The sequence below is a fragment of the Thalassospira sp. genome (assembly GCF_040218635.1).
Lineage (GTDB): Bacteria > Pseudomonadota > Alphaproteobacteria > Rhodospirillales > Thalassospiraceae > Thalassospira.
In genome coordinates this window covers 1-15,347 of record NZ_JAVJRB010000003.1, presented here as the reverse complement: position 1 = coordinate 15,347, position 15,347 = coordinate 1, and the positions used below count along the sequence as shown (strand labels likewise).

The following is a 15,347-nucleotide window of genomic DNA, read 5'->3' as shown; positions in this document are numbered from 1 at the left end:
CAAACCAGATAAATGAACGGGTTGGGCATGAATCAGGACGAAGTCTGGACTTTTACGGTCGAGATGTATGGGCGAAGCGGTGTGGCCAAGCTGTGTCTGGATCTTCAGGATCGCTGTGGTCTGGACGTCAATATGCTGCTGTTCATGTTCTTCCTTGGCCAGAAGGGCCTGGCCCCGCACAGCATATCGTCACTTGAAGAAACCGTGCGCGATTGGCGCGATAACGTGATTGTGCCACTGCGGACGACGCGCAGGTTTCTGCGCGATGCGCCGTCCGACAGTGCGCAGGAATTACGTCAACGGGTCAAGACCGACGAATTACAGGCCGAACGCATTGAACAACACATATTATGTACCGCTGTTCAGCCGATCCCCTGTGATGACCCGTATGCCGGCGCACATGCCTATCTTTCGCCAACCCGGTTTGATCTGAGCCAGAATGAATGTGATGCCGCCCTTAAAACCCTGATCGCGTTGACGGGGCTTTAATCGCGGTTTTTAGGCACACCTGTGACCGGGATGTGATTGGCGGCATCTTCATCGCCCCAGCGTGCGGTTTCGGGCAAATCAATGTCAAACAGATCAAGAATCCGGCCGCAGCTTTGTGTCACCATTTCATCAATCGATGTTGGACGGGCGTAAAATGCCGGAACGGGTGGGGCGATAATCGCGCCATTTTCTGTGGCTTGCGCCATGTTGCGGATATGTCCGGCATGCAGCGGGGTTTCACGCGCCATCAGGACAAGACGGCGGCGTTCTTTGAGCATCACATCGGCCGCGCGCGCGATCAGATTGTCTGCGACTCCGCTGGCAACCTCGGCCAGAGACTTCATAGAACAGGGGGCAATCACCATACCGCGGGCGCGAAAGGATCCCGATGCAATCGGGGCACCGATGTCGGCATTGTCATGGAGGATGTCAGCCATCTCCTTGATTTCGCGGATTTTAAAATCGGTCTCATACGCGATGGTGCGCTCTGCTGCCTTGGAAAGGACCAGATGAGTCTCGATTGGCGTGTTTTTCAGCAATTGTAAAAAACGTATGCCGTAAATCACACCGGATGCACCGGTTATGCCAATGATAAGTCGATCTTTTTGCGTCATGCCGTTCCTTGTTCGACTGTGTTCTCGATCACGTCGGTGATTGAAACACTGGAAATCATGTTACGAAATTAATACCATCTTCCTGTGGGCAATGTCAGATATAAGGAGTAGGCGAATGAGCGTTCAAGGTCATATCGAAGCTCTTACTGCCAAACATGCTGCACTTGAGCAGGAACTCCACCTCGAGACGCGCCGTCCGGCGCCCGATGATTCCCTAGTCGCAGACATTAAACGTCGCAAGCTTGAAATCAAAGACGAGATAAACCGAATAACCCATTAGCCGTCCGGGCATGGATAAACGTGTGATAAAAAACACGCGATTCCCCATGCTGACGGTTTGACGACCTCATAGATTTCCATACTCTTGCTTTTGCCGCCTCCGATTGTAGCCCACGCGTGAGGCGGCAATTTTATGTCTGTTCTTCCAATTCCTCTGTGACTCCCCAGATATGAAACATACGCATGCACGCACCAAAGCGATCATGTAAGCGGTATGTTTTGAGTAATTGTAATCCGCAAAAACCCGGGGATTACAGACGTCTACCAATGTCTAAGGGGTATTGCTAAAATAAATCGGTATCATGATGCCGATTTATTTGACATCATACAGACGCGCTCTATTTGGGCAAAAGATCCAATGTCGCGGGAGGAAGTTTTACCAATGACCGGTCGCTATCAGGAAATCTATGATCGTTCGATTGCAGATAAGGAAGGCTTTTGGGCAGAGGCCGCAGAAGACCTTTCATGGTATCGCAAATGGGACCGTGTTCTTGATGACAGTAACGCGCCATTTTACCGCTGGTTCGTCGGTGGCGAGGTCAATACCTGCTATAATGCGCTGGACCGCCATATCGAAAACGGCCGCGGCGATCAGGCAGCCCTGATTTACGACAGCCCGGTCACGGAAACGGTTGAAACGTTCACCTATACCCAATTGCGCGATGATGTCGCCCGGCTTGCTGGTGCCTTGCATGCCCATGGTGTGAGCAAAGGCGACGTTGTCATCATCTATATGCCAATGATCCCGCAGGCCGCGATGGCGATGCTGGCCTGTGCGCGGATCGGGGCTATTCATTCTGTGGTGTTTGGTGGCTTTGCGTCGAACGAATTGGCGACCCGTATCAATGATGCCAAACCCAAGCTGATCCTGTCTGCCAGTTGCGGTGTCGAAGGATCACGGGTGATTGAATACAAGCCGTTGCTTGATCGTGCGATTGAGCTGGCAGACCACAAACCATCAAGCGTGATTTTATTTGCGCGTCCGCAATGCGATGCGGCGCTGATCGAAGGACGTGATTACGACTGGGTCGTTGAATGTGCCAAGGCGGCACCGTCTGACTGTGTGCCGGTTGCCGCGACCGATCCGCTTTATGTTTTGTATACGTCCGGAACGACAGGACAGCCCAAAGGGGTCGTGCGCGACAATGGCGGGCATATGGTTGCCCTGCAATGGTCGATGACCAACATCTATGATGTCAAAGCCGGTGACGTCTATTGGGCGGCATCGGATGTCGGCTGGGTGGTTGGGCATTCCTATATCGTTTATGCGCCGCTTCTGGCGGGCTGTACGACCGTGATGTATGAAGGAAAGCCGGTTGGAACACCCGATGCGGGGGCGTTTTGGCGGGTGATTTCACAGCATAAAGTCAAAGTGTTGTTCACGGCACCAACGGCATTTCGCGCGATCAAGCGTGATGATCCGAATGCGAGCCTTATGGGCAATTATGATCTTAGTTGCTTTGAGGCGCTTTATTTGGCGGGGGAACGTTCGGACCCTGATACATTGCAATGGGCGGAAAAAAGCTTGGGCGTTCCGGTCATTGACCACTGGTGGCAAACCGAAACCGGCTGGTCGATCTGTGCCAATCCGCGCGGGATTGAATTATTGCCGATCAAGTATGGTTCACCAACGGTTGCGGCGTGTGGCTGGGATGTTCAGGTTCTTGATGAGGTCGGAAAGCCGCTTGAACGCGGAAAGATCGGGGCCCTTGCAGCCAAACTTCCATTGCCGCCGGGAACCTTACCCACACTTTGGCAGAACGATGATCGGTTTAAATCATCCTATCTTGATGAATTTCCGGGATTCTATGCCACGGGGGATGCCGGTTTTATCGATGAGGATGGCTATATCTATGTCATGTCGCGTACTGACGACATCATCAATGTCGCGGGGCACCGCCTGTCGACCGGGGCGATGGAAGAAGTCCTGTCAGGACATCAGGATGTGGCCGAATGTGCAGTGATCGGCGTGCATGATGATCTTAAGGGGCAATTGCCGCTTGGGTTTGTTGTGCTGAAATCGGGTGTGACCCGTCCGTATGAAGCCATTCTGGCCGAAATCGTTGCGATGGTCCGTGATCAGATTGGCCCGGTTGCAGCCTTTAAGAAGGCAACTGTGGTTGATCGCCTGCCCAAAACCCGGTCGGGTAAAATCCTGCGCAAAACCATGCGGTCGATTGCCGATGGTGAAAATTACAACACACCCGCAACAATTGATGATCCGGCCATTTTGCCCGAAATCGCCGAGGCGTTGAAGGAAATCGGTTACGCCAAATAACCTTCACGCTTTGACCTCCAGACTTTCCGATTAACCTTAAAAAGGCACCCGTCACGGTTTTACCTGACGGGTGCCTTTTTGTCAGAACGCTATGCGGAATCCGGAGGCATCAGGCCCCTGATCACGTGTCCTGTTCGGGGATGATAAATGTCGGAAACTCTGTATTGGGTTCTGGCATATGCAACGCAACACCGGCCTTCGTGATCATTTGATGGATAGGGGCGGGCGGTGAAACGTCTGTAAAGAACGCGCTGACATCGCTGACCGATCCGCCTCTGACAACGGCGTTGCGGCCAAACTTGGTGTGATCGGCGACGAGATAAGACTGACGGGCATTGTTCAGGATGGCGGATCTGGCGCGGACTTCTTGTTCGTCAAAATCAAGCAGGCTGCCGTCGGGATCAATGCCGCCCACGCCAAAGATGCCGTAATCGACCTTATAGCTGTTAAAGAACGCTTCGACATCCGGGCCCAAAACATCACGATCCCGGTTGCGCAAGCGTCCGCCAATCAGGGTGACTTCAAAGCTGTCATTGGTGGCTGCGACATAGGCGACATTGAGATTGTTGGTAAATATCCGCAAATCACGATGCTGCAGCAGTGCACTGGCCACCAGTTCTGGCGTTGTGCCGATTGAAAAGAACAGCGATGCCCCGTTGGGGATTTCACGCGCGACAAGGGCTGCGATCTTACGCTTTTCATTTACGTTAAGAACTTTGCGTGCCCGATAGGCAATGTTTTCGTGTTCAAGGGCCGGTTCAACCCCGCCATGGCGACGACGGAGCAATCCTTCGTCACATAACGCGCTGACATCGCGGCGGATGGTTTGTGGGGTTACGTCAAAGCGTTCGGCGAGTTGTTCAATGGTGCGGAAACCATCGGCGCGGACAAGTTCAACAATACCCGCTTGGCGTTCGGTCGGACGTTTTTGCATGGAAACGTTTCTTCGGTGTTGTTCGTCTGAGTTCAGGCGAATGGTATGCAGGGCGCATGTCGGTTGCGTTACGGTTTTGCGGCATTCCTGTGAAACAAACTTAACGCGCTTCTTGACCACTGCCCAAAGAAAAAGGCCGCCCATCGGGCGACCTTTTGAATTGGATTAGGAACGGAAGAGGTTTTCGGCAGCTTCCATATAGTCGGAAGTTTTCGGTTCTGACTTCTTCTCGTTGGCCTTTTTACCCGGATAATCTGGTTCCGGATTGATCTGCAACTCTTCTGGAAGCGGATCCGGCTCGACATTTTTGGCAATTTTTTCCGGGTTTTTGGAACGCGCGATCACGACCTGTTTTTCAAGATCAAGCTCGGTGCAAAGGCCCATGGTCACCGGGTTACGCGGTGTCAGGTTTGCCGAGTTCCAATGGGTCCGGTCACGGATTTTGCCGATGGTGTCCTTGGTGGTCCCGATCAGCTTGCAAACCTGTGCATCGGAAAGTTCCGGGTGATGCTTCAGCAGCCAAGCAATCGCGTTCGGGCGATCCTGGCGCTTGGATACCGGGGTATAGCGGGCACCTTTGGACTGCGAGCGCGGGCGCGGCAGATCGGATTTCGCCATTTTCAGCAATTCACGCGGGTCTTTTTCACAGCGCGCAATTTCATCCTTGGTCAGCTGACTATTGGCGACCGGATCAAGGCCGACAATACCCTGGCCAACATCGCCATCGGCGATTGCCTGGATTTCAAGCTCATGCAGCTCGGTAAAAGCAGCAATTTGCCGGAACGACAAGCCGGTATTGTCGATAAGCCATACGGCGGTTGCTTTGGGCATGAGGGGCTGTGCCATAGTTCCTCCTGTTTCTTTCTTTCTCTCTGGAGACCGGCGTTGGGCTAGGCCCAAAAAGCGCGGGAATATCTGTCCCAGAATATAATCTCTTTTGGTGGTCCGGCAATGCAGCAAAGGCAACCACGAGTGTTGCTGCGCATCGTCGGACCCGCCATTGCGTTCTTTTCGATCAATGTGCGGGTAAATGCAACAATCTGTTGCGGACGAATGGAAAGAATATTTCTTTTCGATCCGCAATCATAGTCATGTTGCCATGGATTGGTCAGTTAAATTCGTCAGACCGGCATCCATAAACGATCATGCGACTTCCAGTATCACTTTTCCGATGTGCGCGCCACCCTTCAATATGTCGTGTGCTTTTGCCGCATCGCCAAGGGAGAGGGTTTTATAGACCACAGGACGGATTTTTTGATCCTCGATCAATGGCCAGACCTGTTGACGAAGGGCATCAGCAATCGCCCCCTTATTGGCAACCGGCTGTGCGCGCAAGGTGGACCCCATCAGGGTCAGGCGTTTTAGCAGCAATGGCGTGAAATTGGTTTCGGCCTTTGGGCCGCGCAAAAACGCAATAATCAGGATGCGGGCCTCGAACGCGGCGGCCTTGAAATTTCGACTGACATAATCACCTGCAACCATATCAAGGATGACATTCGCCCCTTTGCCATCGGTTGCGGTTTTGACTTCTTCGACAAAGTCCTGCGTTTTGTAGTTGATTGCGACATCCGCACCCAGATCAAGACAGGCTTGGCATTTTTCATCTGTGCCGGCCGTGGCAATCACGCGCGCCCCAAATGCCTTGGCAAGCTGGATGGCGGTTGTGCCAATGCCCGACGTGCCGCCGTGAACCAGAAATGTCTCGCCAGCTTTGAGTTGGGCTTTATCAAAAACATTATGCCAGACCGTAAAATACGTTTCGGGTAAGGATGCGGCTTCGATCATGCTGAAACCCTTGGGGACCGGCAGGCACTGCGCGGCGGGGACGCTGGCAAATTCGGCATATGCACCCCCGGTGACCAATGCACAGACTGGGTCACCGATCTTCCAGTCCTTAACGTCTGCGCCAAGTTTTATAATCTCGCCGGCCAATTCCAGTCCGGGGATTTCCGATGCGCCAGGCGGCGGTGGATACATGCCCGCGACCTGCATCAAATCCGGCCGGTTCACACCGGCGGCCCGGATACGCACCAAAACATCCTCAGACCCGAATTCCGGGATATCGGCTGTGCCAAGTGCGAGATAAGGTTTCTCCGCGTCTTTTCGAATTTCGATGACGTGCATTTGCGCGGGTAAATCTTGATTGGACATGACGACCTCTGTGGCGAACAGTAAATTCTATACCTATCTAATAGCCGCAAACGGCTATCGGTTAAACTAGACGATCAACCAATCGGGCTTGGGCCCAAATTGGGGATGTTTGTTGTCGGGGAAAGGATGATGAGTGTGAATGACGATGATGACGGTCTGAAAAAGGCAGCAGAGTTTGGCTTGCCGCGTAATCTTGAAGGCATGTCGGTCGATAGCCTGAAAGACTATCGCGCAGCTCTTGAGGCAGAAATCAAACATGTTGAAGACGCGCTGGCACATCGCGAAGGCGCGGTCGCCGGGGCAGAGGCATTGTTCAAGATTTAAAGGTTGTGCCCAAGCGATGAGGTCTTCCTGAGTTTTGTTATGTTGATTGCGGTGATGCCAATTCGATCCGCAAAGGGTGCATGGACCTTACGGCGCAGTAACGCTAAGGGACGAAACGGTGCTTACCAGTTGATCCAATTACTAGACTTGAGGATAGATATTTTAGACCTGGGGTTAATTGAAATTTAAACTTCCCGTATTATATGTTGATTAGAGGGTCATCTGTTGACCCCCTTGTCGAACGTGATGTTTCGATGCCTCCCTGTTAAACTTGAGCCGCCCTTTTTTGGGCGGTTCTTTTTATTTGTGTTGATATCGTAATGGTTTGAAAGCGGTTTGTGGCGGGGATTTAGGAATATTTCGGCTGTTAAACGCGTAAATCAGTACGTGTTAATACGTATTGTCACAATTGTGCAATTAATAGCCTTGACCGCTTATGAACCGCTGGCTAAAGTTCGCTCCACAAGAAGAACAAAATCAAAAAGTCCGGCAAGTTTAGCAGGTTGAGGTAAGGCCGCCCCGAAAGTGGGCGGTCTTTCTATTTGGGGCGCGCTGCCTTGAAGCCGCCAACCCTGTTTCCAATATGTTTTGGATGACATACGAGCATCCACCAGCCTCGGAAGAGGCGTCGTATCACAGTAATTTTGCAGTTGTTCATTTTTCACGGACATATGACGAGGCCTTCGCCTTGCTCGTAGAAGCACGCAATTACCTTACCGCTCATAGAAGTCAGCGGAACAAGAATCTCCATAGCCGCGAAGCACTTGCGCAATGCATAGAAGAAATGCGGATGACCACGCGCCTCATTCGGGCGATGGCATGGTTACTGGCTGTGCGTGCGGTGGAAAAGGGCGAAATTCCTTGGGAAGAGGCGGTTGATGTTGACGATCTGATGGTCGACCTGCGCCTGTGCATTGAAGACCGGCACAAGGACTGTCAATTCCTTTCGCCGCCACTGCTTGACCTTATGGGGCGTGCCTATGCGCTTTATATGCGGGCGGCTAGAATGGAACTTCAGGTCGCGGCACGCTGCAACGCTTAAGGCAGCTTGATTTCCCCAAACAGCAATATGCTTTGGCACCCTATGACGGTCTCAACCGTATTACTGTCAGGCTTTTTATTGGGGAAACTGGTTTGGCAGGTGAAAGGTCGAAAGACGCTTTAGGTCACGTGCGCGATTGAACCTGAAAGACTTCAATCGGATCGCTAAAGCCCTTCATCGTGCGTGTGCCCTGGGACACAAACGCCGCACGGCTGCCGCTATAAGTATTCTTGACGTTCTCGGACACCAGTGTTTCATCGCCACCCGCCTGTGCGCAAACACGCGCAGCAAGCTGCACGACGCTGCCGAACAGGTCATTTTCTTCGGCAATGGCTTCACCGGCATTGATCCCGATACGGATCTGGAATTTCATGTCCTGACTGGCATTGTGCGAAGCCATGTTTTTCTGGATTTCAATCGCCGCTTCGACCGAACTCGCAGAAGACGGGAACACAGCCATGATGCCATCCCCCATATGTTTGACTTCCTTGCCATAGTTATTGATCAGGGCCGTACGCACGATCTGGTTATGGATATGAACCATCTGTTGCGCACCATGATCGCCCAATTCCTGGGTTTTGGCGGTTGAATTGACAATGTCGGTAAACATCAGGGCATGAAGTTTCTTGCCGGGTCCTGCCTGTGGGCCACCTGCAGGCTTTTCGGTCCAGTCGGCAATGGCTTTTGAAACCGATGTGGTGATGCTTTTCTCGTCCTTGATATAGGCATCCATCGATTTGCGTCCGGCGCCGTACATATCCTTGTATTTTGGCTCAAGGATATAGTTGTCGACATTCTTGCAGAACGTATCGGCCATGCTTTTGTTGGCACCAAGGGCGGAGATGCAATCACGCAAGACCGTCCGGCAATCCTTCTGATCAAGCGAATTGGTTTCGCTGCAGGCATCACACGCACCAGCAACGTACAGATTGACGCCAAATTTGTGATAGGCGTCCAATGTCGGAACCGTGCGTTTGATCGCCTGCATGGAACCCGAGATAAATGACTTCATCTGCTCGCGGGTTGCGCGCATTTCTTTGTTTTCGACCAAAGGTTTTTCGGGCGTGTCGTCAATTGTCTGATCTTCGTTATCGTCGGCTGTCGTATCGTCATTCTTTTGGGTTTCGTCTGATTCTGTCGCGTCAGAAGAACCCTCATTAAGCATTTCAGCCGCCATTTCGGCTGCTGACTTGCGCGATGCCGATGTTTGACCCGCACTGTTGGTGCCGCCAGATTGAGCCGGTCGGGATGCCTTCGTGCGCGGCTGGCGCGAACTGGTCCTTGATGCCGACGGGGACCGTGAACGGCCTTTGAATTTTTGCGTTAAATTCATCAACATCGGGACGACACTGGCAAGGAACCCGACCGTAAAGGAGATAAAGTTGGCCTTGTCAAAGAAGCCCTGACTGATATTGACGCCCATGCTTGGCAGGAATTCGAGACCCTTGGCGGACAAAAGCATGACCGCTAGGCCAATGGCAATGGCCACACAAAAGGCAATCATCATCTTAAGCGCCAGACCGACAATGCTTTGTCCTTCTGACGACGCACTGCGCGGTTGCACGGCTGCCGGGGCTGTCTTTGGTGCCGCCTCGTCCGCATCCGAACCACTTTTCGCAGCCGTGTCATAGGATGGCGCAGAAGCAGGGGAGGGTTCAGGGCGTTTCGCCGGGGCCTTGGCTTTGGCTGCGGGGCGGTTGCTTTTTGGGGTGCTGCTTTCAAGTTTTCCTTGGCCGCGGGTCTCATAGATCACGTATTCGTCGGAACTGTTGGTTTCGTGATTGTAAACCTCACGAATCACTTTCACCCCGGAAACGTGATTCGCCCGCTCGACCTGCTTTGCTTCTTCTTCAGCCTGCTTTTTTTGCGCACCGGTAAAGTGGCCGTGGATTTGCCAACGGCCGGAACGGTCTTTAACGTAGACCTCATAGCTTACCTGGTTACGCGCAGCCACTTGGTTCATCTATAACCCTGGTGGTATTGACAAGCAAAAAGGGGCAGCGGAAACAGGCTACCCTATCCTAACAGATGTGATTATGGCAAAAAAATGTCTGAATAACCATCAGATATGGTGCATGGCAGACCAGACGTTATGATATCCGCGGTTTTTTGCCGTGCGGTGACTGTCAATCAACGGTTTTGACAAAGAAAAACGCCCGCAGCATCAAGAAGATGCGGCGGGCGCTGATCCCACAGAACACATGATGTGTTCTTTGATTAGTTGCCGATATTGAAACCAGCGAAGCGCTTTTTGAATTTCGCAAGCTGCCCGCCGCTGTCGAGAAGACGGTGTACACCAGTCCAAGCCGGGTGGCTTTTTGGATCGATGTCGAGCTTCATCACATCGCCCGGTTTACCCCAGGTCGACTGCGTGGTGAAGGTCGTGCCGTCAGTCATCTGAACGGTGATTTCATGGTAATCGGGATGGATATCTTTTTTCATCGCCTAATCACTCCGGAATTTGAAGCGCGGTGTATAGTGTAAAAAATCGGCTCGCGCAACCCCTGTAACCGGGAATTATCCGATTAACGTCAAAAGAAGGGAGTGCAGTAGCGATCTCGCGGTCGTTTAGCAGTCGCAAGCCGAGGTTTCAAGCTTTTCTCGCATGGGGGTTCTTATGCATACTTGCACAGCACTCTTTATATAGTATGGTGCGCCAACAATTGATTATCGCCTTGCCGGGGGCAGGATTCCCCCGATGACAGACGGAGAATAAGACTGTGGCCCTTGAGGAAACCCGCTTCCATCAGATTGCAGATGAAACCATCGAAAGTCTCTCTGATATCATTGATGACGCGCTGGGCGACGATATTGATGTCGATCTGGAGTCCGGAATCCTGACAATCGAACTCGATTCGGGTGAACAATTCATCATCAATAAGCATGGTCCGAACCGTCAGGTATGGCTTTCTTCGCCGGTGAGTGGTGCAAGTCACTATGATTTTGACGAAGATAATGAAACCTGGACCTCGACCCGTGGGTCGACGACGCTCAATGATCAGCTTTCTGCCGATCTTGCCGTCAAAACCGGAAACAAGCTTGATCTCGGCTGATATTCAATCGGCTTTGTGGTTCCCATCGCATACGGATAAGGTGCCTTGGCGCGTATACCTACTGCTTCAGCAAAACTGATCGATCGTGAAACAAGTCGGGATTTGTCCTCGTTGCGGGCAATCATCCCGTTTGTCACAAAATATCGTTTGCAGCTGTTTGGTGCCCTGATTGCACTGATCGTTGCATCGGGAACCGTTCTTGCCCTTGGCAACGGCTTGCGCATGCTTGTCGATGACGGGTTTGCCGATGGGGACGGGGCGCTGCTTGATCGCGCATTGTTCGTTCTGTTTGCGGTAACCTTGCTTCTGGCCGGGGCAAGCTATATGCGGTTTTTCCTGGTTTCATGGATCGGGGAACGGGTTGTTGCCGATATCCGGTCCGCGGTGTATCGCCATATCATTCGACTTGATTCGTCATTTTACGAAGTCACCCGCACCGGCGAAGTCCTGTCGCGTCTGACCACCGATACCACCTTGCTACAATCTGTTATCGGATCAAGCGTCTCCATTGCGCTGCGCAATGCGCTGATGTTTGTCGGCGGTTTGACCATGCTTGCGATCACAAGCCCGAAGCTGACAGCGCTTGTTTTGCTGGTTGTGCCATTGGTGGTGGTGCCGATCATTGGCTATGGCCGTCGGGTCCGCCGCTTGTCGCGCGAATCGCAAGATCGCATTGCCGATGTAAGTGCCTTTTCTGAAGAAACGCTCAATGCGCTGCGCACGGTTCAGGCATATACCCACGAAGAAATCGAAAGCACGCGTTTTAGCGGCCATGTCGAAGGGGCCTTCAAAACGGCTGTTTCCCGGATTTCAGCCCGCGCACTTCTAACCGCCATTGTGATTGTGATGGTGTTTGGGGCCGTGGGGACGATCCTTTGGATTGGCGGTCATGACGTTCTTGATGGCACGATTTCGGCGGGCGAACTTTCGGCCTTCGTTTTTTATGCTGTCGTGGTTGCCGGATCGGTTGGCGCAATCAGTGAAGTGATCGGTGATTTGCAGCGTGCAGCCGGGGCGGCGGAACGCTTGGTTGCCCTGCTTGGCACCGAACCTGAAATCAGGGCGCCACAAAACCCGGTTGCCTTGCCGATCCCGCATCAGGGCAATGTCAGCTTTGAAGACGTTACCTTCCACTATCCGGCCCGACCGGATCGCTCAGCACTCGAAGGACTAAGCCTTTCGGTCAAGCCCGGCGAAACGGTTGCCCTTGTCGGGCCATCGGGTGCGGGCAAGACCACCGTGTTTCAGTTGCTGCTGCGGTTCTATGATCCGGCAAGTGGTGTCATTCGGGTTGATGGGGTCGATATCCGGATGGCGGATCCGGTGGATGTGCGTGAACGCATTGGTCTGGTCGCACAGGACCCGGTGATCTTTGCCGCCAGTGCATGGGAAAACATCCGCTACGGTCGCCCCGATGCCAGTGATGCAGATGTCCGGGCTGCTGCGGATGCCGCACATGCCAGCGAGTTTCTTGACCGTCTGCCCGATGGTTTTGCCACCTTCTTGGGTGAAAAGGGTGTGCGCCTGTCCGGGGGGCAACGCCAACGCATTGCCATTGCCCGTGCCATCTTGCGCAATCCTTCAATCTTGCTGCTTGATGAAGCAACCAGTGCCCTGGATGCCGAAAGCGAACAGGTGGTGCAAAAGGCACTTGAAACCATCATGGCAGAACGCACGACATTGGTGATTGCCCATCGTCTGGCAACGGTTCTGCATGCAGACCGGATTGCCGTGATTGATGATGGGAAGCTGGTGGCGATTGGCACCCATCAGGAATTGATGGAAAGCTCACCACTTTATGGTCGGTTGGCCAAACTGCAATTTGATCAGGATGCCGCCTGAGGGTGACTTTGAGATATCCTGAAGACGAACAAAGCCTCAGCCTTATGGTCTGGGGCTTTTTGCTGTCTGTGCGACCTGCGGTCAGGCACTTCTAAGACACGCGGCCGAACCTTCTTCTGGTAAGACAATACGCCCGCCCGCAGGCATCAAAAAAGCCCGCCGAATGTTCAGGCGGGCTTTTCATCTGTATCAACCATGGCCTTACTCGGCGCTGGCGATCTTTCTGTTATCAAGCGACAGCTCGGCATATTGCTTGCGCAGGATATCTGCCCCTGCAAGGAATGTTTTAAGCTCCTTGCCTTCAAGCGTCTTGCCGCTGGGCATTTTGACCCGGATCGGGTTGACCTGCGCATTATTTTTCAGGATCTCGTAATGCAGGTGCGGTCCGGTTGAACGGCCCGTTGTTCCGACATAACCGATAATGTCACCCTGCTTAACCCGTGATCCCTGTTTCAGACCTTTGGCAAAGCCCTTCATGTGGGCATAGGCGGTATCATAAGAATCGTTGTGGCGAATGCGGATATAGTTGCCGTAACCGCCATTGCGACCGATTTTATCGATTGTGCCGTTACCGGCTGCAAAGATCGGTGTGCCACGTGGGGCAGCAAAATCGATGCCTTTGTGCATTTTGGTATAACCAAGGATCGGATGCTTGCGCTTGCCGTAGCCCGATGACAGGCGTGCGCCATTGATCGGGGTCCGCATCAGGGCACGACGATAAGACTCACCCTTCTGGTTATAGAAGTCGGCGTCACCGTTGCTATCGACATAGGAATAAAGCCGGACCTCATGACCGCTGAGCGTCATGCTGGCATATAAAATATCGCCATAGCGCACGCGCTCGCCAGCATCGTTCTTAAGTTCCTGATACATGACTTCAAAACTGTCGCCCGGCTGAATGTCACGCTGGAAGTCGACTTCATAGGAATAAAGTTCGATCATTTCCATCAGGACCGGCAAAGGAACGCCGGTGCGCTCCGCCGCTAGGAACAGGCTTTGTTCAATGGTGCCCGCGGCAACATTGCGCGACGTGGTCAGTTCAATTTTGTCTGATGATGCCTGATACCCGTCTTCGGTACGTGAAACCGAGACAATGGTTTCCGGGTCTGGCTGGAAGCTGAGTTCTTCTAAAAGCTCGTCGGTTTCTTGCGGATCGGCTGAATAAACAAGATCGAATTCCTGACCTGCACGCAGCTTGCGCGGATTATAAACATCGCGCAGTGCTTCAATTGCGTTAAAGGCGCTCGTGCGCTGAAGGCCGGTCGCCGTCAGGGTCGCCATCAGGTTGGAACCCTGTTCAAGAACAACCGTCTCTCGGCGGGGTTCTTGTTCAGGAATGCTTGCCGTCTCGGTAACGTTCGCGACGTTACCTTCCATAACATAGCTCTCAGCAGCACTGGCAGAAAGGGCTGTATCTGTGGCGTTGGAATAATGATCGGATAACAAGTATCCTGTCGTCCCCCCCAGAATTGCCATAACGCTAGCAATAGATACCAAGTCTCTTCCGGCCATTGCCGTAGAACTCCCCTAGAAACCAATACTCAGTTCACTCAGCCCGTCGCTCTTTTGGCAACATCGGCTCAAACCTTATACCGAAAAGTTTGATCGATGTGAAATGCCAATTCACATGGGCAAAAGCCACTACCATCCGACCATAATGGCGCGATTTCCTTTACGAACCGTTGAAGGGGTGATCGGCTTTTAATCATGATGGGCGGGGCTGAAATGCCAGCCGACCGTGGCAACAAGAAGGCAAATGAAAACCGATCCATATTTTCTTTGGGTGAAGCGTGAAATGCGGCGGGATTTGTAAGGTTACACGACGTGCGTTCGTGCCGCGTTTTGAAGCCGGATTGAGCACATATATATAAGTCGTGATTTTGCGGCAGGTCTTAGGGCGGGCTTGGTAAGGCTTATCGCTCTGTCTGATCGGGTTCGTGGCACTACTATATATGTATCGCTTTTTACCGTGGCGCCCTGAGCATTCTTGTGAGGCCCAATATCTCAAACGCCTTGAAATCTGATTGGCAGAAACAGGATGCTTTTCGCATCAATGAAGGGTGTGTGATTTAGTGTCCGCACGGGATGATCAACCAACGGGCGATGTGTGATTTTTAGCAGAAACAGGCCATTTCAAACGAAATGCAGTTTTTTGTGTTTTTCTGCACTTTTTTCAGAAAAAGGTATTTACAGGTCGATGTTAGGGCCCTATAACCCGCCTCCACCGACGGGGTGCGGCGCTGCGGAGCGGCGACGCGGACTTGAGGTAACGGAGCTACGGTTTCGGTAAAGTTCTTTGACATTGTTGATCAGTAGGAAGGGATGCGCGGGCAGCGTTATG

14 protein-coding genes are annotated in these 15,347 nt (G+C 52.6%); 7 read left to right on the top strand and 7 right to left on the bottom strand.

The genetic code is table 11. The annotated features are described in order from the left end of the window. The first annotated feature begins 27 nt into the window (after window positions 1-27). The gene (locus tag RIC05_RS01475; protein WP_350047475.1) at window positions 28-489 is read left to right on the top strand and encodes a TIGR02444 family protein; all 462 of its coding nucleotides are present in this window, start codon (window positions 28-30) and stop codon (window positions 487-489) included. Here the strand turns inward: RIC05_RS01475 and RIC05_RS01470 are convergent. After that, window positions 486-1,103, bottom strand: coding sequence for a UbiX family flavin prenyltransferase (locus tag RIC05_RS01470; protein ID WP_350047473.1), 618 nt, complete (start codon window positions 1,101-1,103; stop codon window positions 486-488). The two genes, RIC05_RS01475 and RIC05_RS01470, sit on opposite strands and share 4 nt — an antisense overlap. 115 nt (window positions 1,104-1,218) lie before the next feature. Here RIC05_RS01470 and RIC05_RS01465 point away from each other — a divergent pair, with 115 nt between their 5' ends. Further along, a complete protein-coding gene (locus tag RIC05_RS01465) occupies window positions 1,219-1,383 on the top strand; it encodes a YdcH family protein (protein WP_350044345.1) in 165 nt (54 codons plus the stop codon). Window positions 1,384-1,740: 357 nt separating this feature from the next. Continuing rightward, window positions 1,741-3,660: a propionyl-CoA synthetase gene (locus tag RIC05_RS01460; protein WP_350047471.1), complete on the top strand. Its 1,920-nt coding sequence runs from the start codon at window positions 1,741-1,743 to the stop codon at window positions 3,658-3,660. Between the two features lie 121 nt (window positions 3,661-3,781). Here RIC05_RS01460 and RIC05_RS01455 read toward each other — a convergent pair whose 3' ends face one another. The 3 genes from RIC05_RS01455 to RIC05_RS01445 all read right to left on the bottom strand — a co-directional run bounded on the left by RIC05_RS01455 (window position 3,782) and on the right by RIC05_RS01445 (window position 6,745). Beyond that, on the bottom strand, window positions 3,782-4,594 hold the full coding sequence (locus RIC05_RS01455; protein ID WP_350047469.1) for a DeoR/GlpR family DNA-binding transcription regulator: 813 nt from the start codon (window positions 4,592-4,594) through the stop codon (window positions 3,782-3,784). A 165-nt stretch (window positions 4,595-4,759) separates the two neighbouring features. Next, window positions 4,760-5,440, bottom strand: coding sequence for a DUF1013 domain-containing protein (locus tag RIC05_RS01450; RefSeq protein WP_350040683.1), 681 nt, complete (start codon window positions 5,438-5,440; stop codon window positions 4,760-4,762). Window positions 5,441-5,737: 297 nt separating this feature from the next. Next, the gene (locus tag RIC05_RS01445) at window positions 5,738-6,745 is read right to left on the bottom strand and encodes an NAD(P)H-quinone oxidoreductase (RefSeq protein WP_350047467.1); all 1,008 of its coding nucleotides are present in this window, start codon (window positions 6,743-6,745) and stop codon (window positions 5,738-5,740) included. 129 nt (window positions 6,746-6,874) lie between these two features. Between RIC05_RS01445 and RIC05_RS01440 the strand changes: the two genes are divergently transcribed. After that, on the top strand, window positions 6,875-7,069 hold the full coding sequence (locus RIC05_RS01440) for a DUF1192 domain-containing protein (RefSeq protein ID WP_350040681.1): 195 nt from the start codon (window positions 6,875-6,877) through the stop codon (window positions 7,067-7,069). 583 nt (window positions 7,070-7,652) lie between these two features. Then, window positions 7,653-8,111 (top strand): DUF1465 family protein, encoded by a 459-nt coding sequence (locus RIC05_RS01435; RefSeq protein WP_350047465.1) that lies wholly within the window; start codon window positions 7,653-7,655, stop codon window positions 8,109-8,111. 124 nt (window positions 8,112-8,235) lie between these two features. Here RIC05_RS01435 and RIC05_RS01430 read toward each other — a convergent pair whose 3' ends face one another. Together RIC05_RS01430 and rpmE are read right to left on the bottom strand one after the other, a co-directional pair. After that, on the bottom strand, window positions 8,236-10,074 hold the full coding sequence (locus RIC05_RS01430) for an adenylate/guanylate cyclase domain-containing protein (protein ID WP_350047463.1): 1,839 nt from the start codon (window positions 10,072-10,074) through the stop codon (window positions 8,236-8,238). Window positions 10,075-10,328: 254 nt separating this feature from the next. Beyond that, window positions 10,329-10,553: a 50S ribosomal protein L31 gene (gene rpmE / locus RIC05_RS01425; RefSeq protein ID WP_350047461.1), complete on the bottom strand. Its 225-nt coding sequence runs from the start codon at window positions 10,551-10,553 to the stop codon at window positions 10,329-10,331. A 278-nt stretch (window positions 10,554-10,831) separates the two neighbouring features. On the opposite strand from rpmE, the gene cyaY reads away from it, so the two are divergent. Next, window positions 10,832-11,164: an iron donor protein CyaY gene (gene cyaY / locus RIC05_RS01420; protein ID WP_350047459.1), complete on the top strand. Its 333-nt coding sequence runs from the start codon at window positions 10,832-10,834 to the stop codon at window positions 11,162-11,164. A 45-nt stretch (window positions 11,165-11,209) separates the two neighbouring features. Beyond that, entirely contained in the window at window positions 11,210-13,006 is a 1,797-nt protein-coding gene (locus tag RIC05_RS01415) for an ABC transporter transmembrane domain-containing protein (protein ID WP_350047457.1), read from the top strand. A 201-nt stretch (window positions 13,007-13,207) separates the two neighbouring features. On the opposite strand, the gene RIC05_RS01410 is transcribed toward RIC05_RS01415, so the two are convergent. Beyond that, complete coding sequence (locus RIC05_RS01410; protein WP_350047455.1) at window positions 13,208-14,452, bottom strand: M23 family metallopeptidase; 1,245 nt, start codon at window positions 14,450-14,452, stop codon at window positions 13,208-13,210. Window positions 14,453-15,347 lie beyond the last annotated feature (895 nt).